The 19124-nt window shown below is 65.0% G+C and carries 19 protein-coding genes; 8 read left to right on the forward strand and 11 right to left on the reverse strand.

The features are described from left to right. Window positions 1-22: 22 nt before the first annotated feature. The gene (gene radA, locus HDG32_RS10320; protein ID WP_184056927.1) at window positions 23-1399 is read right to left on the reverse strand and encodes a DNA repair protein RadA; all 1377 of its coding nucleotides are present in this window, start codon (window positions 1397-1399) and stop codon (window positions 23-25) included. A 3-nt stretch (window positions 1400-1402) separates the two neighbouring features. Next, window positions 1403-2473 (reverse strand): alanine racemase, encoded by a 1071-nt coding sequence (gene alr, locus HDG32_RS10325; RefSeq protein WP_184066224.1) that lies wholly within the window; start codon window positions 2471-2473, stop codon window positions 1403-1405. A 218-nt stretch (window positions 2474-2691) separates the two neighbouring features. Here alr and lplT point away from each other — a divergent pair, with 218 nt between their 5' ends. Both lplT and thiD read left to right on the forward strand, forming a co-directional pair. Further along, the gene (gene lplT / locus HDG32_RS10330) at window positions 2692-3999 is read left to right on the forward strand and encodes a lysophospholipid transporter LplT (RefSeq protein WP_184066227.1); all 1308 of its coding nucleotides are present in this window, start codon (window positions 2692-2694) and stop codon (window positions 3997-3999) included. A gap of 61 nt (window positions 4000-4060) precedes the next feature. Then, on the forward strand, window positions 4061-4867 hold the full coding sequence (gene thiD / locus HDG32_RS10335; RefSeq protein ID WP_184066230.1) for a bifunctional hydroxymethylpyrimidine kinase/phosphomethylpyrimidine kinase: 807 nt from the start codon (window positions 4061-4063) through the stop codon (window positions 4865-4867). Window positions 4868-4873: 6 nt separating this feature from the next. On the opposite strand, the gene HDG32_RS10340 is transcribed toward thiD, so the two are convergent. From HDG32_RS10340 to tsaB, 4 genes are read right to left on the reverse strand one after another with little or no spacing between them, the layout of a single operon-like run. Then, window positions 4874-5905, reverse strand: coding sequence for a DUF1853 family protein (locus HDG32_RS10340; RefSeq protein ID WP_409340015.1), 1032 nt, complete (start codon window positions 5903-5905; stop codon window positions 4874-4876). Next, entirely contained in the window at window positions 5902-6885 is a 984-nt protein-coding gene (locus tag HDG32_RS10345) for a uracil-DNA glycosylase family protein (protein WP_184066233.1), read from the reverse strand. The genes HDG32_RS10340 and HDG32_RS10345 overlap by 4 nt, the downstream gene beginning before the upstream one ends. Then, entirely contained in the window at window positions 6872-7366 is a 495-nt protein-coding gene (rimI, locus tag HDG32_RS10350) for a ribosomal protein S18-alanine N-acetyltransferase (protein WP_184049061.1), read from the reverse strand. Before rimI ends, HDG32_RS10345 begins: the two co-directional genes overlap by 14 nt. Next, the gene (gene tsaB / locus HDG32_RS10355; protein ID WP_184066238.1) at window positions 7363-8199 is read right to left on the reverse strand and encodes a tRNA (adenosine(37)-N6)-threonylcarbamoyltransferase complex dimerization subunit type 1 TsaB; all 837 of its coding nucleotides are present in this window, start codon (window positions 8197-8199) and stop codon (window positions 7363-7365) included. Before tsaB ends, rimI begins: the two co-directional genes overlap by 4 nt. Window positions 8200-8366: 167 nt before the next feature. Between tsaB and HDG32_RS10360 the strand changes: the two genes are divergently transcribed. Beyond that, the gene (locus HDG32_RS10360) at window positions 8367-8636 is read left to right on the forward strand and encodes an acyl-CoA-binding protein (RefSeq protein ID WP_184056944.1); all 270 of its coding nucleotides are present in this window, start codon (window positions 8367-8369) and stop codon (window positions 8634-8636) included. Between the two features lie 169 nt (window positions 8637-8805). Here the strand turns inward: HDG32_RS10360 and HDG32_RS10365 are convergent, their stop codons facing one another. Then, entirely contained in the window at window positions 8806-9129 is a 324-nt protein-coding gene (locus HDG32_RS10365; RefSeq protein WP_184066241.1) for a hypothetical protein, read from the reverse strand. Between the two features lie 8 nt (window positions 9130-9137). On the opposite strand from HDG32_RS10365, the gene HDG32_RS10370 reads away from it, so the two are divergent. Further along, window positions 9138-10751, forward strand: coding sequence for a DEAD/DEAH box helicase (locus HDG32_RS10370; protein ID WP_184066244.1), 1614 nt, complete (start codon window positions 9138-9140; stop codon window positions 10749-10751). A 401-nt stretch (window positions 10752-11152) separates the two neighbouring features. After that, window positions 11153-12457: an isocitrate lyase gene (gene aceA, locus HDG32_RS10375; protein ID WP_184066334.1), complete on the forward strand. Its 1305-nt coding sequence runs from the start codon at window positions 11153-11155 to the stop codon at window positions 12455-12457. Window positions 12458-12727: 270 nt separating this feature from the next. Here aceA and HDG32_RS10380 read toward each other — a convergent pair whose 3' ends face one another. After that, a complete protein-coding gene (locus tag HDG32_RS10380) occupies window positions 12728-13162 on the reverse strand; it encodes a universal stress protein (protein WP_090800630.1) in 435 nt (144 codons plus the stop codon). Window positions 13163-13289: 127 nt separating this feature from the next. Further along, a complete protein-coding gene (locus tag HDG32_RS10385; protein WP_184066246.1) occupies window positions 13290-14192 on the reverse strand; it encodes a LysR family transcriptional regulator in 903 nt (300 codons plus the stop codon). A 151-nt stretch (window positions 14193-14343) separates the two neighbouring features. On the opposite strand from HDG32_RS10385, the gene HDG32_RS10390 reads away from it, so the two are divergent. Together HDG32_RS10390 and aceB are read left to right on the forward strand one after the other, a co-directional pair. Next, on the forward strand, window positions 14344-15150 hold the full coding sequence (locus tag HDG32_RS10390; protein ID WP_184066249.1) for a haloacid dehalogenase type II: 807 nt from the start codon (window positions 14344-14346) through the stop codon (window positions 15148-15150). A gap of 80 nt (window positions 15151-15230) precedes the next feature. Next, window positions 15231-16823 (forward strand): malate synthase A, encoded by a 1593-nt coding sequence (gene aceB, locus HDG32_RS10395; protein ID WP_184066252.1) that lies wholly within the window; start codon window positions 15231-15233, stop codon window positions 16821-16823. Between the two features lie 126 nt (window positions 16824-16949). On the opposite strand, the gene HDG32_RS10400 is transcribed toward aceB, so the two are convergent. Then, on the reverse strand, window positions 16950-17351 hold the full coding sequence (locus HDG32_RS10400) for a gamma-glutamylcyclotransferase (RefSeq protein WP_184066255.1): 402 nt from the start codon (window positions 17349-17351) through the stop codon (window positions 16950-16952). Window positions 17352-17533: 182 nt separating this feature from the next. On the opposite strand from HDG32_RS10400, the gene HDG32_RS10405 reads away from it, so the two are divergent. Continuing rightward, a complete protein-coding gene (locus HDG32_RS10405) occupies window positions 17534-18433 on the forward strand; it encodes a helix-turn-helix domain-containing protein (RefSeq protein WP_184066258.1) in 900 nt (299 codons plus the stop codon). A 48-nt stretch (window positions 18434-18481) separates the two neighbouring features. Here HDG32_RS10405 and HDG32_RS10410 read toward each other — a convergent pair whose 3' ends face one another. Continuing rightward, window positions 18482-18946: a GNAT family N-acetyltransferase gene (locus HDG32_RS10410; RefSeq protein WP_018417609.1), complete on the reverse strand. Its 465-nt coding sequence runs from the start codon at window positions 18944-18946 to the stop codon at window positions 18482-18484. Window positions 18947-19124: the final 178 nt, after the last annotated feature.

A 19124-nucleotide genomic window follows, 5' to 3' on the forward strand; every position in this document is an offset into this window, starting at 1 on the left:
GGCGAGCCGTCCCGGCCCCCGTCTATTCGAGCGTGCGGACGCGGTCGATGGCCTGTTCGATCCGTTCGACCGCAACGACCTGTAAGCCTTCGATTGGCTGTTTCGGCGCATTGGCCTTCGGAATCACCGCCACCGAGAAGCCGAGCTTGGCTGCTTCCTTCAGGCGCTCCTGACCGCGCGGCGACGGCCGGATTTCGCCGGCGAGGCCCACTTCGCCGAATACGACGAGCCCCTTCGGCAGCGGCTTGTTGCGCATCGACGAATGGATTGCGAGCAATACCGCGAGGTCGGCGGCGGGCTCGGAGATCTTCACCCCGCCCACCGCGTTCAGGAACACGTCCTGATCGAAACAGGCGATGCCCGCGTGCCGATGCAGCACCGCGAGCAGCATCGCGAGCCGGTTCTGTTCGAGGCCGACCGCAAGGCGTCGCGGATTTGGCGCGTTGGCCGCATCGACGAGCGCCTGCACTTCGACGAGCAACGGCCGCGTGCCTTCCTGCGTGACGAGCACACATGAGCCCGGCACCGACTGCTCGTGCTGCGATAAAAACAATGCCGACGGATTCGCGACGCCGCGCAAACCACGCTCGGTCATCGCGAACACGCCGAGTTCGTTGACCGCGCCGAAACGGTTCTTGATCGCGCGCACGAGACGGTACGACGAGTGCGTATCCCCCTCGAAATACAGCACCGTATCGACGATATGTTCGAGCACGCGCGGTCCCGCGAGCGCGCCCTCTTTCGTCACGTGCCCGACCATGATGATCGTCGTGCCCGACTGCTTGGCGATGCGCGTGAGTTGCGCCGCGCACTCGCGCACCTGCGCGACCGAGCCCGGCGCCGATGTCAAAGCATCCGAATAGACGGTCTGGATCGAATCGATCACGGCGACTTCAGGCCGTTGCTCCGTGATCGTCGCCTGAATTTTTTCGAGCTGGATTTCCGCGAGCAATTGCAGCTCGCTTGCCTTCGAGCCGGGTTCGAGCAACGCCAGCCGTTGCGCGCGCAACGCGATCTGCGCGCCAGATTCTTCGCCGCTGATATAGAGCGCGCGTTTGTCCGCCGCGATTTCCGCGAGCGATTGCAACAACAGCGTCGATTTACCGATGCCCGGATCGCCGCCGATCAGCACCACGCCGCCCGGCACGAGGCCGCCGCCGAGCACGCGGTCGAATTCGCTGACGCCGGTGGAAAAGCGCGGCACGTCCGACGCGTCGATGTCGGCGAGGCGCCGTACCGGCGTGCTCTTCGCGAGCGACTGGAAACGGTGACCGGACGGCGCCTCCGCGACCGATTCGACGAGCGTGTTCCACGTCTGGCAGGACGGGCATTGACCGGACCACTTCGGCGACTGTCCGCCGCATTCCCCGCAGATGTACAACGTCTTCGCTTTCGCCACGCGTTACTCCGCCCGAACCGGCACACGCGGCGCGACCGCGCACATCAGCTCGTAGCCGATCGTGCCGCAGGCCTGCGCGACGTCGTCGATGGGCAGCGCGGTGCCCCACAATTCCACGCGCGAGCCGACGTTGGCGGTCGGCACCGGGGTCAGGTCGACGGTCAGCATGTCCATCGACACACGTCCAACGATCCGTGTGCGCACGCCATCGACGATCACCGGCGTGCCTTCCGGCGCGACGCGCGGATAGCCGTCCGCGTAACCGCACGCGACCACGCCGATGCGCATCTGACCGCGCGCAGTGAACCTCGACCCATAGCCGACCGAGCTGCCTTCGCCGAGCGTCTGCACGGCGATCAGTTCCGACGCGAGCGTCATCGCGGGCTGCAGGCCCGTGCCGTCGATCGCGGCCGTCACGCCGGACGGCGACGCGCCGTACAGGATGATGCCCGGACGCACCCAGTCGAAATGCGCTTCCGGATGCCACAGCGTCGCGGCCGAATTCGACAGACTGCGCGCACCGGCGATGCCCTGCGCGCCACGCTCGAACGCCTCCATCTGATGCGCGATGCCGCGCTCGGCATCGGCATCGGAAAAATGCGTCATCAACGTGATCTGGCCGACGCCCTGACAGGCGCGCGCACGTTCCCACGCGGCACGGAATTTTTCGACCGTGTAGCCGAGCCGGTTCATGCCGGTGTTCATCTTCAACTGAATATTGACCGGTTTCGACAGACGCGCCATTTCGAGCATGCGCAACTGCTCGTCCGAATGCAGCGCCGTGGTCAAACTGTAGCGGTCGATTACGTCGATATCGGTCGGCCGAAAAAAGCCTTCCAGCAGAAGAATTGGGCCCGCCCAGCCCAATTCACGCAACTTCACCGCTTCTTCGAGGTCCAGCAACCCAAAGCCGTCCGTAGCGCGCAAACCGGGAAACACGCGCGCGAGGCCATGCCCGTAGGCATTAGCCTTGACGACGGCCCAGATTTTCGATTTCGGCGCATAGCGCCGCGCGACAGCGAGGTTATTGGCGAGAGCAGCGGTATGAATCGTGGCGGAAAGGGGGCGCGGCATGGGATTTTTTCGTAAAGACACTTGCGAATCAGCGGCTTACAGGGCGTTTTCAGCGCTCGGCGGCCCGCTGGGCGGTGCGATCAAGGATTCTGCTAGTCCGAATTCAGCTATTTTCATGATATAAAGCCGTGCGCACAACCCATTTCGATCGGCATAAGCCCGGACACATGACAAACGGCCGGGGCGGACAGACCGCAGCGAGGACAGCATCGCATCAGATGAAAAAAGGTTTTTACACCATCATGGCCGCGCAGTTTTTTTCGTCGCTGGCCGACAATGCGCTTCTGATCGCTGCTATCGCACTGCTGAAAGATCTTCACGCTCCGAACTGGATGACGCCGCTGCTCAAGCTGTTTTTTGTGCTGTCGTACGTCGTTCTTGCCGCCTTCGTGGGCGCATTCGCCGACTCCCGTCCGAAAGGACGCGTGATGTTCATCACCAATACGATCAAGGTGGTTGGCTGCATAACGATGCTGGTCGGCGCACATCCGCTGATTGCGTACGGCATCGTCGGCTTCGGCGCGGCGGCCTACTCGCCCGCCAAATACGGCATTCTCACCGAACTGTTGCCGCCTGACCGGCTCGTTGCCGCGAACGGCTGGATCGAAGGCACCACGGTCGGCTCGATCATTCTCGGCACGGTGCTCGGCGGCGCGCTGATCAGCCCGCATATCGCCGCGCCGATTCTCAAATGGCACGTCCCCACCGTGAACACGCCCGCGGAAGCCGCGATGGTCGTGATCATGGCCATTTACGTGATCGCCGCGCTGTTCAATCTGCGCATTCCCGACACCGGCGCGCGCTATCCGCGACAGGAGCACGGGCCGATCCGCCTGATCACCGATTTCGCCGACTGCTTTCTCGTGCTGTGGCGTGACAAGCTCGGACAGATTTCGCTCGCCGTGACGACGCTGTTCTGGGGTGCGGGCGCGACGCTGCAATTCATCGTGCTGAAGTGGGCCGAAGTGTCGCTGGGCATGTCGCTGTCCGAGGCGGCGATCCTGCAGGCGGTGGTCGCGGTTGGCGTCGCGTTCGGCGCGATTTTCGCGGCTTCGCGTGTGCCGTTGAAGAAGTCGCTGTCGGTATTGCCGGTCGGCATCATGATGGGTATCTCCGTGATGCTGATGGCGTTCTACACGCGCGATCTGTTTCCCCCGCACTGGGGCGTGTATTTTGGCCGCATGCACGTGTCGGGCTATCTGATTTTCGCGTATATCTTCCTGATGTTCGTGGGCGGCCTGTCGGGCTTTTTCGTCGTGCCGATGAATGCGCTGCTGCAGCATCGCGGGCACGTGCTGCTGTCGGCGGGCCATTCGATCGCCGTGCAGAACTTCAACGAGAATCTGTCCGTGCTCGTGATGCTGTGCCTGTACGCGGTGCTCGTGTGGCTCGACGTGCCGGTCACCATCGTGATCGTGCTGTTCGGCACCTTCGTCTGCCTGATGATGTGGCTCGTGATGCGACGCCATCAGGCGAACCAGCGCGCCTTCGATTCGGTCGCGCTGATCGGCGAAGCCAAGCACTGATCGGCTGCGCCGGGCCGGCCGCGGCACACACGAGCGCGCCCCCCTTCTTCCTCGCTCGACCATGACTCAATCGATTCCCAATGTGCTGACGATCGCCGGTTCCGACTCCGGCGGCGGCGCCGGCATCCAGGCCGATCTGAAGACCTTCTCCGCGCTCGGCGCCTATGGCGCGAGCGTGATCACCGCGCTGACCGCGCAGAACACGCGCGGCGTGAGCGCGATTCACGCGCCTGACCCGGGCTTCGTCACCGCGCAGCTCGACGCGGTGTTCGACGACATCCGCATCGACGCGGTGAAGATCGGCATGCTCGCGAATGCGCCGATCGCGCGTGCGGTCGCCGACGCGCTGCGCCGTCATCAGCCCAAACACATCGTGCTCGACACGGTGATGATCTCGAAGAGCAATCACGCGCTATTACTACCCGATGCGGTCGCGGTGGTACGCGACGAACTGCTGCCGCTCGCCGATCTGCTGACGCCGAATCTGCCGGAAGCGGCCGCATTGCTGGGCATGCAACCCGCCGCCGACGAAGCCGGCATGGTCGAGCAAGGCGAAGCGTTGCGCGCGCTCGGCGCGCGCGCGGTGCTGATGAAGGGCGGCCATCTGAGCGCGACCGATAGCCCCGACTGGCTCGTGCAGGAAAGCGGCACGCTGCGTCTCGGCGGTCCGCGCGTGCCGGTGAAGAACACGCACGGAACGGGCTGCACGTTGTCGTCGGCGATCGCGGCCTTGATTGCGCAGCGCGACGATCTCGCTAGCGCGGTCGCCGATGCGAAGGTTTATCTGACGGGTGCGTTGCAGGCGAGCGAGCGGCTCGACGTCGGCCACGGCGTGGGGCCGGTGCATCACTTTCATCGGTGGTGGTGAGCGACGTCATTGCTTCGCGTAACGCCGCGCGTGCTCGGGCCAGTCGTCGGGCACGATAAAGCCGCGCGAGCGTTCAAGTACACGCCCCGCGTTGTCTTCGATGAATTCGGCGACCATCGTCGGGCCCTGTTGCGGTGAGATCCGCGCGGCGAGCGTGTTTGCGTCGACGTACCACGTGTCGTCCGCACCGGCTTGCGTTCGATCTTGCGGCGCGAGCCATTCGAGCCGCGGCAACACCCGCCACCTGTGCGCATGCGCGCACGCGAAAGCCGGCCAGTCGCGATGCGTGACCCACCAGCCGCGACCGTGCTCGGGATCGAGTTCGGCAGGATCGGTGGGCATCTCGCCATGCCGGTAAAACAGCCAGCCTTTGACGAACATCTGCGGCGTCCACGCGCCCGCATAGCCCGTCGAGGCAAATTCCTCGCGTGCGCTGAGCGGCAACTGATGATCGAGCAAATGCGCGAGCTTCAGATCGAGGCGGTCTTTCAGATTGGGGCCGACATAATCGGCGAGACGCGCCGCCTCTGCCCCATTCGCATCGCCCGCATGCAGATAGCACTTCACCGCGAGTTCCCAATGCAGTCGCGCGCCCTGGCGCGTGCGCACGAGGAAATCGCATTCACCGAGCGTGAGGCCCGCATGTCGTAGCGGCACGCCCGCTGCGATCAGTTGCGTCGCCGGTCCATGACGAAGGAAAAAGCCCAGCAGGCGTTCGGCGTAGCGGCCAAGGCGCGTGATACGCGTTGCCGCGAGATCCTGACGCAGAAGTGCCGGCGCGGCGTCGAGCGCGCGCAGCCAGTCGAGCGTGGCCTGCAATTCCTGCGGCGTGCCGAAAGGATCGGCGAGCGCGCCTGTGGGAAGCTGAGGGCGCAACAGATCGGGACTGAGCAGCAGCCACGCGAGATCGCGGACAGCGGGATCGCGCAGCGCATCGACTGAAGCATCGCCACGCAAACCCAGCAAGGTATCGAGAAGCGCCGCGCGGCTGACAAACGCGGCGGGCATGCGCGCCGCCGGTCCCTCGGGCATCGTCACTTTGATTCGTTCGACGGCACGCCGCCGTTCGCGAGCCACGTGGCACGCGCGAGGCACAGATCCGCCCAGGCCTTGGCCTTGTCGGGCAGGCTACGCAGCAGATAGGCCGGGTGATAGGTGACGATCACCGGCACGCCCTCGTACGTATGCACGCGGCCGCGCAACGACGAAATGCTCGCGTCGGTCCTGAGCAGACTTTGCGCGGCGAAACGGCCGAGCGCGACGATCAGCTTCGGCTTCACGAGCGACACCTGACGCTGTAGATAAGGTTCACAACGCGCGACTTCGTCCGGCTGCGGATTGCGATTGCCAGGCGGCCGGCACTTGATCACGTTGGCGATATACACGTTGGTGCCGCGCGCGAGCGCGAGCGAGTGCAGCATGTTGTCGAGCAGCTTGCCGGCCTGGCCAACGAACGGTTCGCCTTGACGGTCCTCGTTCTCGCCGGGCGCTTCGCCGATCAGCATCCAGTCGGCCTCGCGATCGCCGACGCCGAACACCGTGTTCGTGCGCTTCTCGCACAGCCGGCACGCCTCGCATCCGGCGACGCGCTCGGCGAGCGCGTCCCAGTCGAGTGTGTGGGTAGACGGCAGCGCGGGCGCGTCGCGGCGCGCTTCGGCGGGCGCAGGGGCCGATGCGGCTGAATCGTCGAACCACGCGAAGTCGTCCTCGGAAGCGGCGTCGAAAGTCGGCGGGGCTGAAAAGTCAGTTTGCGATTCTGATGTTTCGCGCTGCGCTGCAGTTTCGTCGAAGCGCGGCGTGGATTCGCGCTGCACTTGCGGCGGCTGCACCTCGGCGGACGCGCGCAGCGGTTCGCGCGAGGTCTGCGTCGCAGGCTCCGCGCGACGCAAGTCTTCTGCGTGTTCCCGCAGCGACTGCAGCGCATCGCTTTGCCCGGCCTCCTCTCGCGCCGCGAGTCTGCGACGCACCCACAACGGCGCGAGTCCGAATTCTTCGAGCACCGATTCATGCAGCGCCATCTGCGCCCTCCGTGGCTAACGACAGACGCATCACGATCGCGTCCTCCCGGCCGCGATGCCGCGCCGGATAATAATTTTTGCGCCGGCCGATCGACGCGAAGCCGAAGCGCTCGTACAACCGGATCGCCCGACGATTCGACGGCCGCACTTCGAGCAGCAGCCCCTCGAGCCTCTCAGCGTGCGTGATGCGCACCGCCTCGCGCAGCAGCGCGAGGCCTGCGCCGGCGCCTTGTGCTTGCGGCGTGACGCACAGATTCAGCAAATGCATTTCATCGACGACTGGCATCAGCACGCAGTAGCCGATCAACGTCCCCGTCACGTGACGCAGACAGACGCCGAAATAGCCATTGCGCAGCGAGTCGCCGAAGTTGCCGCGGCTCCACGGAAACTCATACGCGAGCTTCTCGATCGCGGCGACTTCGTCCAGGTCGCTTTCGGTCATCGGCGACATGTAGCGGTCCGTGAGCAGCACGCCGCTCATGGGCGCGCCTCGTCGTGGGACGGTTGGCCGGAGCCGCCATCGGGCGCGTGCTGCGCGGACTGCTCGGCGCTATGAGCCGCTTTGGCTGATTTCGCCGCTTTGTCGGCCATGCGCTCTGCGGTCGTCTGCGCGACCTTGTCGCGCACGTACTCGGGTGCGGCCTGATCGGCGCGCACCGTGCGGCCCGCATGAAACGCGCGCAGCGCCGCGTACGCGAGCGGCAACGCATGCGGCAACGCTTCGCCATCGACGCTCCGCGCGGCCGCGACCGCCGGCAAGCGCTCGCCGAACGCGGCGGCCGCGTTGCCGGCGAGTGTGAACGGCACGTCGGGCAGCACGAGCCGCTCGGGTGCATCGAGCGTCGCCGTCTGCACGGTGCGCCATTCGTGTTGCGTGTCGTCCCACGCGTAGTCGGCCCAGTAGATTTCGTCCATGCGCGCGTCGAGCGCGGCGAGCACGCGCGTCGTCGACGGATCGCGCAGGCGGGCGCTCTCCGCGCACGCGAGCAGCGTGCCGATCGGTACGACCGGCAGCTTCAGGCCGAACGCGAGGCCTTGGGCGACGCCGGTCGCCGTACGCAGTCCGGTGAACGAACCCGGACCCGAGCCGAACGCGATCGCGTCGCAATCCGCCAGCGTGAGGCCGGCTTCGTCGAACAGCTCGCGGATCGCCGGCAGCAGGCGGGTACTGGACACCGCGCCGGTTTGTTCGTGACGAACCCAGACGCGCGGTTCGGCGCTGGGCTGACCGGCGGCATCGACGGACGCGGACACGAGCGCCGCCGAGCAGAACTCGGTCGATGTATCGAGGGCAAGGAGCACTGTTTGAGTCATGGACCGTATTGTAATCGGCGCGGTACGCCTGAATCGTGGTTTGCGCGGCCGCGCTGCCCGGCTTCGCGGCCGTCATCGTTTGGAATAAGCCCTCGGTCCCGGGGCGGCGGGCAATTGCTATGATTTTCGGCCGATCTCATCTATCCCGCCACGCGGGCCAAACGACCATGACCGACATCAATTCCCAGTTCGAGCAAGCCCAGCAAGACGTCAAGCAACTGCCCGAGCGTCCGGGCAACCTGACGCTGCTGCGTCTCTATGCGCTCTTCAAGCAGGCGAGCGAAGGCGACGTGCACGGCGACAAGCCGGGCTTCACCGACATCGTCGGCAAATACAAGTACGATGCGTGGGCGGCGCTCAAGGGCACCGCGCAGGACGCTGCGAAGCAGCAATACGTCGAACTCGTCGAATCGCTGAAGAGCGGCACCGCGGCCTGAGTTTCCGGCGCGCCAATCATCTGCCGAAATGGCCGTCTGGCAATGCTGCGACCGCCTCGCGGCGGTTTCGGACACGAAGCTCCGGGCCGCCGCCCTCACTCGCCTACTTCATTCCGGCACTTTCTTCTGTCGGAACTGCCTGAATGGTGGCGCAGTGCAGCAAATGTCGCTATAATCCTGCCTGCGCTTCACTGCTTTGCCCGTCTTTTCCAGCGGTCCTCGCGGCGCAGCGTCCATAGCGTTTGCTCCAATCCAGTTTAGAACCTGTCCCCTTCTGCCTAGCCCACTCCGGGCTCAAGTCCCAGGCTGGCGACTCGCCATGTTGGCACGTCGCATCCGATACAGCTTCTAACGAAAAACTCGCCTTCATTGTCGCGAGTTGCCCCCGTTTTTCGATTTGCTCGCTGCTGTTTTGCTCGCTGAATCCGACGACTTGGGTATGCCGATTGGCGTTGACGTTTTCATCCGATGAACCACCCAGGATCGTTTTCAAGGATTCACATGACTTTGAGCAATACCTCCAGCAGCCCGTTGAACGCCATCGGCGACGAAGCACTCGGTCTTTCGCCCGCCGCTCCCGAAGCCGCCGCGCAGGCTGACGCCAAGCCGACCTTCGCGTCGCTCGGCCTGTCCGCGGACGTCGTCTCCGCGCTGACCGCCGCCGGCTACGAGCACCCGACGCCGGTGCAGCAACGCGCGGTGCCGGCAGCGATCGCCGGCCGCGATCTGCTGGTTTCGAGCCCGACCGGCTCGGGCAAGACCGCCGCGTTCATGCTGCCCGCCATCGAGCGTTTCTCGCAGCTGCAAAAGACGCAGGCGAGCCAGCCGCGCGAACCGCGCCCGGCCGACGGTGGCCGCGGCCGCCGTCCGCAGCCGGTCGCGCGTCCGACCATGCTGGTGCTGACCCCGACCCGTGAGCTCGCGATGCAGGTCACGACCGCCGCCGCGACGTACGGCAAGCACCTGAAGCGCCTGCGCACCCTCAGCATTCTCGGCGGCGTCGCTTATGGCCAGCAACTGATGCTGCTCGCGAAGAACCCCGAAATCCTCGTCGCAACGCCGGGCCGTCTGATCGACCACCTCGAGCGCGGCCGCATCGATCTGTCGCAACTGCAGATCCTCGTGCTCGACGAAGCCGACCGCATGCTCGACATGGGCTTCATCGAAGACATCGAAACGATCGTCGCCGCTACGCCGGCTACGCGCCAGACGATGCTGTTCTCGGCCACGCTCGACGGCAAGATCGGTTCGCTGACCGGCCGTCTGTTGAAGGACCCGGAGCGGATCGAGATCGTCCAGCGCATGGAACAGCGCACCAACATCGCGCAAACCGTCCACTACGTCGACGACCGCGATCACAAGGACCGTCTGCTCGACCATCTGCTGCGTGACGACGGCCTCGACCAGGCCATCGTCTTCACGGCCACCAAGATGGACGCCGACCAGCTGGCGGGCCGTCTGGCCGACGCCGGCTTCGAATCGGCCGCGCTGCACGGCGACCTGCCGCAAGGCGCGCGTAACCGCACGATCCGCGCACTGCGCGAGCGCCGCGTGCGCGTGCTGGTTGCGACCGACGTCGCCGCTCGCGGTATCGACATCCCGGGCATCACGCACGTGTTCAACTACGACCTGCCGAAGTTCGCCGAAGACTACGTGCACCGTATCGGCCGTACCGGCCGTGCGGGTCGCTCGGGTATCGCCGTGAGCCTCGTGCATCACGCCGAACAGGGCGCGTTGAAGCGAATTGAGCGCTTCGTGCGCACGCCGCTTCCGGTCAACGTCGTCGCAGGCTTCGAGCCGCGCAAGGCGGCGCCCTCGGGCAACGGCCGTCCTGGCTTCGGCGGCCGCGGCCGTCCTGGCGGTGGTAACGGCCGTCGCTTCGGCAGCGGCTCGGGCAAGCCGGGCGGCTACGGCGGCTCGCGCAACGGTAACGGCACCAGCAACAGCAACAGCAACGGCGGCGGCTGGGGCAACAAGTCGGCCGGCGGTTCGCGCGAAGGCTTCGGCTCGCGCGAAAGCCACGGCGGTTCGCGCGAAGGCTTCGGCGGTGGCTCGCGCGACGGCTACGGCGCGCGCCGCAACGACGGTCCCCGTTCGGCACGTCGCGGCAGCTAATAGCGACCCACCTGACCGACCGGATGGCTTCGCGCCGTCCGTGACACTGAAGAAAACCGGCGCTCGGGCGCCGGTTTTTTTTCGTCTATCGACTGCCCGCCCCAAATTTCACGATGTAAAAAAATTTTTTGCGTCGTAAAAAATCATGCTGCAAGGCACAAGAAGGACTATTGCAACAGGGAAAATATCGTTTCTTATCGCGAAACGCAAGCATCAAGTCATTGATTTTATATAAAAATAAATATTGGAAAAACGCTTTGCGGCGTCTATTGCGCGTCCTTCGATTTGCCTAGACTCTTATATAAGACTTCACGAAACAGAACGCCTCTCCGGGCCCGACGCTTCGAGAAGACAGAGTCACCCATCCTCCATAACTGGCATCGAAGGAGCACATCATGACCATGACCCGCGAACAGCAAGTGCAGCAACTCAAGCAGCAATGGGAAGCGGACCCGCGTTGGAAAGGTGTCAAGCGCACCTACTCGGCCGAAGACGTGGTGCGTCTGCGCGGCTCGGTGCAACCTGAGCACACGCTCGCGAAGCGCGGCGCGGAAAAGCTGTGGGCCGCCGTCAACGACGAGCCGTTCGTCAACTCGCTCGGCGCGCTGACCGGCAACCAGGCGATGCAGCAGGTGAAGGCTGGTCTGAAGGCAATCTATCTGTCGGGCTGGCAGGTCGCGGGCGATGCCAACGTCGCCGGTGAAATGTACCCGGACCAGTCGCTGTATCCGGCCAACTCGGTGCCCCTCGTCGTCAAGCGCATCAACAACACGCTGACGCGCGCCGACCAGATCCAGTGGTCGGAAGGCAAGAACCCGGGCGATGAAGGCTACGTCGATTACTTCGCGCCGATCGTGGCCGACGCGGAAGCCGGTTTCGGCGGCGTGCTGAACGCGTTCGAACTGATGAAGGCGATGATCGAAGCGGGCGCGTCCGGCGTGCACTTCGAAGACCAGCTCGCATCGGTCAAGAAGTGCGGTCACATGGGTGGCAAGGTGCTCGTGCCGACCCGCGAAGCCGTCGCGAAGCTGACAGCCGCGCGTCTGGCCGCCGATGTGTCGGGCGTGCCGACCGTGCTGCTCGCCCGCACCGACGCGGAAGCCGCCGACCTCGTGACCTCGGACATCGACGACAACGACCGCCCGTTCCTGACCGGCGAGCGTACCGTCGAAGGCTTCTATCGCACAAAGCCCGGTCTCGAGCAGGCAATCTCGCGCGGCCTCGCCTATGCGCCGTACGCAGACATGATCTGGTGCGAAACCGGCAAGCCGGACCTCGAGTTCGCCAAGAAATTCGCCGACGCGATCCACAAGGAGTACCCGGATCAACTGCTGTCGTACAACTGCTCGCCGTCGTTCAACTGGAAGAAGAACCTCGACGATGCGACGATCGCGAAGTTCCAGCGCGAACTCGGCGCGATGGGCTACAAGTTCCAGTTCATCACGCTGGCCGGCTTCCACGCGCTGAACTACTCGATGTTCAACCTCGCGTACGGCTATGCGCGCAACCAGATGACCGCATTCGTCGAAATGCAGCAGGCGGAGTTCGCGGCGGCCGAAAAAGGCTTCACCGCGGTCAAGCATCAGCGTGAAGTCGGCACCGGCTACTTCGACGCGGTCACGCAGACGGTCGAGCGCGAAGCATCGACGACCGCGCTGCACGGTTCGACGGAAAACGAGCAGTTCTTCGACAAGAAGGTCGCCTGAGATCAGCCAGTCGGGTTATGCAGTCCCGTGGCCTGAGCGCAGCAACGATCGGCAAACGTCGAGCGGCACCACCAGAGTGCCGCCGACGCAGGGAGGGCCGTGCCGTCCTGGATTGGCAGGAGCGTCAGCGCGAACGCCGACGGCCGGAGAGTCTCAAAGAAGCCAGCACGCGGCAAGCGCGCGGCGAACCTGAACGCGCCGGCAGCGCCGCCGGCGCGCTTTTTTTCGAAGGCGGTGCATGCCGGCACGCTGCCGGCAGTGCCAAGCGATTCAGCGATAGACGATCACAGGAATTTTCGTATGCGTGAGCACGCGCTGCGTTTCACTGCCGATCAGCAGGCTACCGAGCCCGCGCCGCCCATGCGATGCCATGAAGATCACGTCGCAGCGCCCCTGCTCGGCCGCTTCGATGATGCCGAGATACGGCGCCGGATGCACGCTCGTGCGGCTCTCGACACTGACGCCGACGCGGTGCGCCGCATGCTCGACTTCGCGCAGATGCACGCGCGCCTCACGCTCGCTGCGTTGCAGGAACTCGCCGGGCGGTTCGACCACGACATCGGAGAACGGCGAGTACGGATATTGCGGCAGACAGGCGTATGCGGTAACGCGGGCGCCCACGGCCTGCGCGAGGTCGATCGCGCCCGCTATCGCCTTGCGTGACAGATCTGAACCATCGGTCGGAACCAGGATGTGCCTGAACATGATCCCCTCCGTCGCCGGTTGCCCGCAGCACGGCGTCAGCGTCCAACAAAGCCCAGGGTGCAGGCTGCTCGAAACGATTGTAATGCGTATGAATGCGGGTATTCGCGTCTGTCTGGAGATTGGCGCATCAGTCCCAGTAACCGGGTTCACCGTACGTATGCTTGAGAAAGTCCAGAAACAGCCGCACCCGCAGCGGCAGATGACGGCGCTGCGGGAACACCGCGTGGATGCCGATCGGCGGCGCGGCGAATTCGTCGAGCACGCTGACGAGGCGGCCCGTCGCGATCTCCGCGCCGACCTCCCACCACGAGCGCCACGCGAGCCCGTGTCCGGCGAGACACCATTCGTGCAGCACCGCACCGTCCGAGCACTCCATCGTGCCGGACACCTTGATCGACACGACCTTGCCGTCGTGCTGAAACATCCAGCCGCGCTGCTGGTTCGCGCTGGCGCCGAGCGCGAGGCAGTTGTGGCGCGCGAGATCGGCCGGGCTGTGCGGCGCGCCGCGCCGGCTCAGATACGCGGGCGACGCGACGCATACGCGCCGGTTCTCCGCGAGCTTCAGCGACACCAGCGACGAATCGGGCAACTCGCCGAGCCGCACCGCGCAATCGAAGCCTTCGTTGACGAGGTCGACGAGGCGGTCGGACAGATCGAGCGTGATCGACACGTCCGGATGCGCGACCGTGAACGCGGGCACCAGTGGCGCCACGTGCCGGCGTCCGAAGCCGGCCGGCGCCGACAGCCGGAGATGGCCGCTCGCCTTCACGCCGCCCGCCGACACGCTCGCCTCGGCGTTCTGCATGTCGTGAAGAATGCGCTGGCAGTCTTCGAGAAAGGCCGAGCCTTCGAAGGTCAGCGTGATCTTGCGCGTCGTGCGCACGAGCAGCTTGACGCCGAGGCGCTCCTCCAGTGCGTCGATGCGCCGGCCGATGATCGCGGGCGCGACGCCCTCGGCGAGCGCCGCCGCGGACAGGCTCCCTTTGGCCGCGACAGTGGCGAAGGTCTCGATCTGCTTGAAACGGTCCATGAACGATACGCGCCGCGGCGAGGCGGAAAAGTGAGCAGTGCGCGTCACATTAGGGACGAAAAAGTAAAAGATCAAGTGATCTTTAGCCTATTTTTTAGCACCTAAGGTCAGCAATACAATCGATCCCGACCTCTGACAGGAGCGCATGGCAATGTCGGCCACAACGACACCTTCCCCGCGAGCAGTGATTTTCGACGCCTACGGCACGTTGTTCGACGTGCATTCGGTGATCGCCGCCGCGGAGCAACTGTTCCCCAGCCACGGCGACGCGCTGTCGCAGCTGTGGCGCCAGAAGCAGATCGAATACACGCAATTGCGCACGCTCGCCGCGCGCAGCGACGCCCCCGGCGAACACTACCGCCCGTTCTGGGACATCACGCTCGACGCGCTGCGCTTCGCCGCGAAAAGACTGCAGCTCACGCTCGGCCGCGCGGCCGAAAAGCGGCTGATGGACGAATACGCGTGCCTGTCCGCATTTCCCGACGCGGTGCCCGTGCTGCGTGCGTTGCGCGAGGCCGCCGCCGTGCCACGCGTGGGGCTCGCGATTCTGTCAAACGGCAATCCGCAAATGCTCGACATCGCGGTCAAGAGCGCCGGCATGAACGCCCTCTTCGATCACGTGCTGTCGGTCGACGCCGTGCGCGCATACAAACCCTCGCCTGCCGCGTATGCGCTCGGCCCCGACGCGTTCGGCGTGGCCGCGCGCGAGATCGCGTTCGTGTCGTCGAACGGCTGGGACGTCGCGGGCGCGACATGGTTCGGCTTCACGACGTTCTGGCTGAACCGGCAGAACCTGCCCGTCGAAGAGCTCGGCGTGACGCCGCATGGCACCGGTAGCGGCATGAACGATCTGCTGGACTTTCTGCACACACTCGCGACGTCGCCACGCTCGAGCGGCGGCGGTCGAACGAAAGTTCCTGGCAGTGGCAGTCGCAAGCGCGCCGGCCCGCGCGTATGACGGCGCCCCTCGCATTCGGCAATCCACTTCCCCCTTTTCAACCTTCGCATTTTTGCAATCTGACCGACCAAGGAGACAACATGGCTAATTCGCTGTCGTTGCCGCAAGGCATGGAAATCACCGGCGACATCAAGCCCGGCTTTGAAGCGATCCTCACCGGCGAAGCGCTGGAACTCGTCGCGGCCTTGCACCGTACGTTCGAGCCGCGCCGTCAGCAGTTGCTGCAGGCGCGCGTCGAGCGCGCGAAGCGGCTTGACGCGGGCGAGCGGCCCGACTTCCTCGCCGCCACGAAGAGCGTGCGCGAAGGCGACTGGAAGATTGCGCCGCTGCCGCAGGATCTGCAGTGCCGGCGCGTCGAGATCACCGGCCCCGTCGAGCGCAAGATGATCATCAACGCGCTCAATTCGGGCGCCGACTCCTACATGACCGACTTCGAGGATTCGAACGCGCCGAGCTGGGACAATCAGATCACCGGTCATATCAATCTGAAGGACGCGGTGCGCCGCACGATCTCGCTCGAACAGAACGGCAAGGCGTATCGGCTCAACGACAGAACCGCGACGCTGATCGTACGTCCGCGCGGCTGGCATCTCGACGAGAAGCACGTGAAGGTCGACGGCCAGCGCGTGTCGGGTGGCATCTTCGATTTCGCGCTGTACATGGTGCACAACGCGAAGGAGTTGATCGCGCGCGGCTCGGGCCCGTACTTCTATCTGCCGAAGATGGAGAGCCATCTCGAAGCGCGGCTGTGGAACGACATCTTCGTCGCCGCGCAGGAAGCGGTCGGCGTGCCGCGCGGCACGATTCGCGCGACGGTGCTGATCGAGACGATCGTCGCCGCGTTCGAAATGGACGAGATCCTGTACGAGCTGCGTGAACATAGCTCGGGCCTGAACGCGGGCCGCTGGGACTACATCTTCTCGGCGATCAAGAAGTTCAAGAGCGACCGCGACTTCTGCCTCGCCGATCGCTCGCAGATCACGATGACCTCGCCGTTCATGCGCGCGTACGCGCTGCTGCTGCTGAAGACCTGCCATCGCCGCAACGCGCCGGCGATCGGCGGCATGAGCGCGCTGATTCCGATCAGGAACGATGCGGCCGCGAACGACAAGGCGATGGCCGGCGTGCGTTCAGACAAGGCGCGCGACGCGGGCGACGGCTACGACGGCGGCTGGGTCGCGCACCCGGGCCTCGTGCCGGTCGCGATGGAAGAGTTCGTCAAGGTGCTCGGCGATCGGCCGAACCAGATCGGCAAGCAGCGCGTCGACGTGCTCGTGACCGCGACCGACCTGCTCGACTTCCGCCCGGAAACGCCGATCACCGAAGCGGGCTTGCGCAACAACATCAACGTCGGCATTCACTACCTCGGTTCGTGGCTTGCGGGCAATGGCTGTGTGCCGATTCACAACCTGATGGAAGATGCGGCCACCGCCGAGATTTCGCGCTCGCAGGTCTGGCAGTGGATCCGCTCGCCGAAGGGCAAACTCGACGACGGTCGCAAGGTGACGGTCGAACTGGTGCGCGAGCTCGCGGCGCAGGAGCTCGACAAGGTCAAACAGACGGTGGGCGCAGATACGAAGCCATATGAGCGTGCCGCGCAGATCTTCGAGCAGATGTCGACCGCGGAGCAGTTCACCGATTTTCTGACGCTGCCGCTTTACGAAGAGATTTGATGGTGTTGATGATGCGGGCTCGAGCGCCTTGGGCCTGCTCGAGCCAGGTGATCCCATCGGCTTGAACGACGGCACGCCGCGGACATACGTGGCGCGCCGTTTTTTTGCTCGCCTTCGTGGACCAGCTCAGCGCGTGCGCCGATGTTCGACCCAATCTCCTGAACGGATCTCGGGCAGCCCTTTTACCGCGCTCGGCGCGACCGGATAGAAGCGGCAATTCACGACGTTGCCGTCCACTTTGACCATCACCTCACGTGCCAGAAAACGATCCTCGACGCCCGGATACACGGCTTCGATTTCGTCGAGCACCGCGACGAGCGCATCGTCGATTTCATAGACGTCGCCGCGCACGTCGATGCCCGCTTCGTCGACGACGAGACCCGGATAGGCGCCAAAATCGAACAGATGGCCGCGCACGGTGGTACTGCCGAGCAGGCTCGGTGCGGGGATGTCGTTGCGCGCGGCGGCTTCGCTAATGTCGTTGGTTTCACCGGCACGCAGCGTGCCGTAGACAAAGACGGTCTGCATCGTCGTTGAGTCTCCATGGTCAGAGGTGATGTCGGTGGCTCGGGGGCCATCGGGACATTATGCAACGGCGGCCCGTCGGCAACAGAAACTGGGCACGGCCTACAATGCTTGATGCCCGCGGCGGTGAATGGCCTCGACCGCGCTTCGCCGTTGCCAGCTCCATGATCCGAACCGACCTTGCCATGACCTCGTCCTCCGACTCCGACTTGTTGAGCCGCGTGCGTTTCGCCGACATACCGCCCGAGTTCGCGCCGAACGAGATGCATCCGATCCGCGTGCGCTCGCGGCCAATGCCGGCGGGCTGGCATATCGCGCGTCATACGCATGCCTGGGCGCAGGTCGCGTATGCGTCGCGCGGCGTGCTGCGGGTCGCAACGACGGGCACGACATGGATGGTGCCGCCATCGCGCGCAATCTGGTTGCCGCCGCATGTGACGCACGAAGTGGTCGCCGTCGAGGATGCGTTCCTGCGCACGCTGTACATCACCGAGAGTACGGTGCCGGCCGGGCTCGATACGCCGCGCGTCGTCGAAGTATCGAACCTGTTGCGCGAGGTGATTGCCGCGCTCGATACGGCTGGCCTGTCCGCCGCGCGCGAGCAACTGCTCGGCGCGCTCGCGCTCGATGAACTGACGCGCTCCGAGCCGTTGCCGCTGTCCGTGCCGATGCCCAGCGAAAAGCGCCTGCGCGCGCTGTGCGAGGCCGTGATCGCCGACCCGATGCATGGCGAGTCGCTCGAGCAGTGGGCATCGACGGTGGGCGCGAGCACGCGCACGATCGCGCGGCTGTTCCGCCAGGAGCTGGGTGTGAGTTTTTCGCAGTGGCGTCAGCAGGCGATTCTCGCGCGCGCCATTCCATTGTTGAGCCAGGGACGACCGCTGTCGCACGTCGCGCAGGAACTGGGCTATCAGAGCCAGAGCGCCTTCTCCGCGATGTTCCGGCGTGCGTTCGGCGCGAGTCCACGCGCGTTTATCGAGCGAGGCGCCGAGCATCGCGCGAGCAACGGCGAGCATGATGACGCGCAAGCGGACGATGAAACGGCACAGGATCAAGCCGGTTCGACGGACGTCGCCGAGCGGTGAATGGCGACAACTAGCGCTGCGCGTCGGCCATCCAATGCGGGGCACGCCTCAAACCCGCCGCGCCAGATGACGGATTGCGCCTAGCTGCGCGAGCCGCGGCCCGGCGAGCTTATAGCCCTTGCGCTGATAGAGCCGCGCCGCCGGATTGTCGACGAACACGCGCAACTGCAACTCGCGCAGCCCGCGCTCGCGCGCCCATTGATGCGAGATGTCGAGCAGAAACGTACCGGCGCCAAGCCGACGATATCCTTCGGCGATCTGCACGTCGCGGATATGCAGCGAATCACCCTCCTCGGTGATACGCAGCACGCCCATCGGCACGCCATCCACTTCGAGAATGAAATTCTCCGATTCGCGCCAACTGCCGAGAAACAGATCGCTGCGCCACACCAGATGATGCCGGCGATAGTAGCCGCCCATGTTGTTGCGGGTCAGCGCCTCGGCAAACTCGAAATCGTCCATGCTGGCCGTGCGCAGATGAAACGGTGACGGAGCTTCGGTGGGATCGAACATGGCAGGACCGCGAGGATGAGTCGGATAAACGGTAAAACAGGCCGCGCGCGCTGGCAATGGCTGTTTGTCCCGAGCCTTCCGGGAGGCGGTCGGCAACGGCAGTAGAAACGGAGCGGTTACGGTCCTATGCGCGGGCGCCATCACCCGCTCACCAGCACGACGGCTGCGGACATACACG

This window comes from Paraburkholderia sp. CI2 (genome assembly GCF_014201055.1).
Taxonomy (GTDB): domain Bacteria; phylum Pseudomonadota; class Gammaproteobacteria; order Burkholderiales; family Burkholderiaceae; genus Paraburkholderia; species Paraburkholderia tuberum.

Coding starts and splice junctions, on each gene's coding strand:
- alr (WP_184066224.1), bottom strand. CDS start 2,473: ATGCCGCGCCCCCTTTCCGCCACGATTCATACCGCTGCTCTCGCCAAT.
- lplT (WP_184066227.1), top strand. CDS start 2,692: ATGAAAAAAGGTTTTTACACCATCATGGCCGCGCAGTTTTTTTCGTCG.
- thiD (WP_184066230.1), top strand. CDS start 4,061: ATGACTCAATCGATTCCCAATGTGCTGACGATCGCCGGTTCCGACTCC.
- HDG32_RS10345 (WP_184066233.1), bottom strand. CDS start 6,885: ATGGCGCTGCATGAATCGGTGCTCGAAGAATTCGGACTCGCGCCGTTG.
- rimI (WP_184049061.1), bottom strand. CDS start 7,366: ATGAGCGGCGTGCTGCTCACGGACCGCTACATGTCGCCGATGACCGAA.
- tsaB (WP_184066238.1), bottom strand. CDS start 8,199: ATGACTCAAACAGTGCTCCTTGCCCTCGATACATCGACCGAGTTCTGC.
- HDG32_RS10360 (WP_184056944.1), top strand. CDS start 8,367: ATGACCGACATCAATTCCCAGTTCGAGCAAGCCCAGCAAGACGTCAAG.
- HDG32_RS10370 (WP_184066244.1), top strand. CDS start 9,138: ATGACTTTGAGCAATACCTCCAGCAGCCCGTTGAACGCCATCGGCGAC.
- aceA (WP_184066334.1), top strand. CDS start 11,153: ATGACCCGCGAACAGCAAGTGCAGCAACTCAAGCAGCAATGGGAAGCG.
- HDG32_RS10380 (WP_090800630.1), bottom strand. CDS start 13,162: ATGTTCAGGCACATCCTGGTTCCGACCGATGGTTCAGATCTGTCACGC.
- HDG32_RS10385 (WP_184066246.1), bottom strand. CDS start 14,192: ATGGACCGTTTCAAGCAGATCGAGACCTTCGCCACTGTCGCGGCCAAA.
- HDG32_RS10390 (WP_184066249.1), top strand. CDS start 14,344: ATGTCGGCCACAACGACACCTTCCCCGCGAGCAGTGATTTTCGACGCC.
- aceB (WP_184066252.1), top strand. CDS start 15,231: ATGGCTAATTCGCTGTCGTTGCCGCAAGGCATGGAAATCACCGGCGAC.
- HDG32_RS10400 (WP_184066255.1), bottom strand. CDS start 17,351: ATGCAGACCGTCTTTGTCTACGGCACGCTGCGTGCCGGTGAAACCAAC.
- HDG32_RS10405 (WP_184066258.1), top strand. CDS start 17,534: ATGACCTCGTCCTCCGACTCCGACTTGTTGAGCCGCGTGCGTTTCGCC.
- HDG32_RS10410 (WP_018417609.1), bottom strand. CDS start 18,946: ATGTTCGATCCCACCGAAGCTCCGTCACCGTTTCATCTGCGCACGGCC.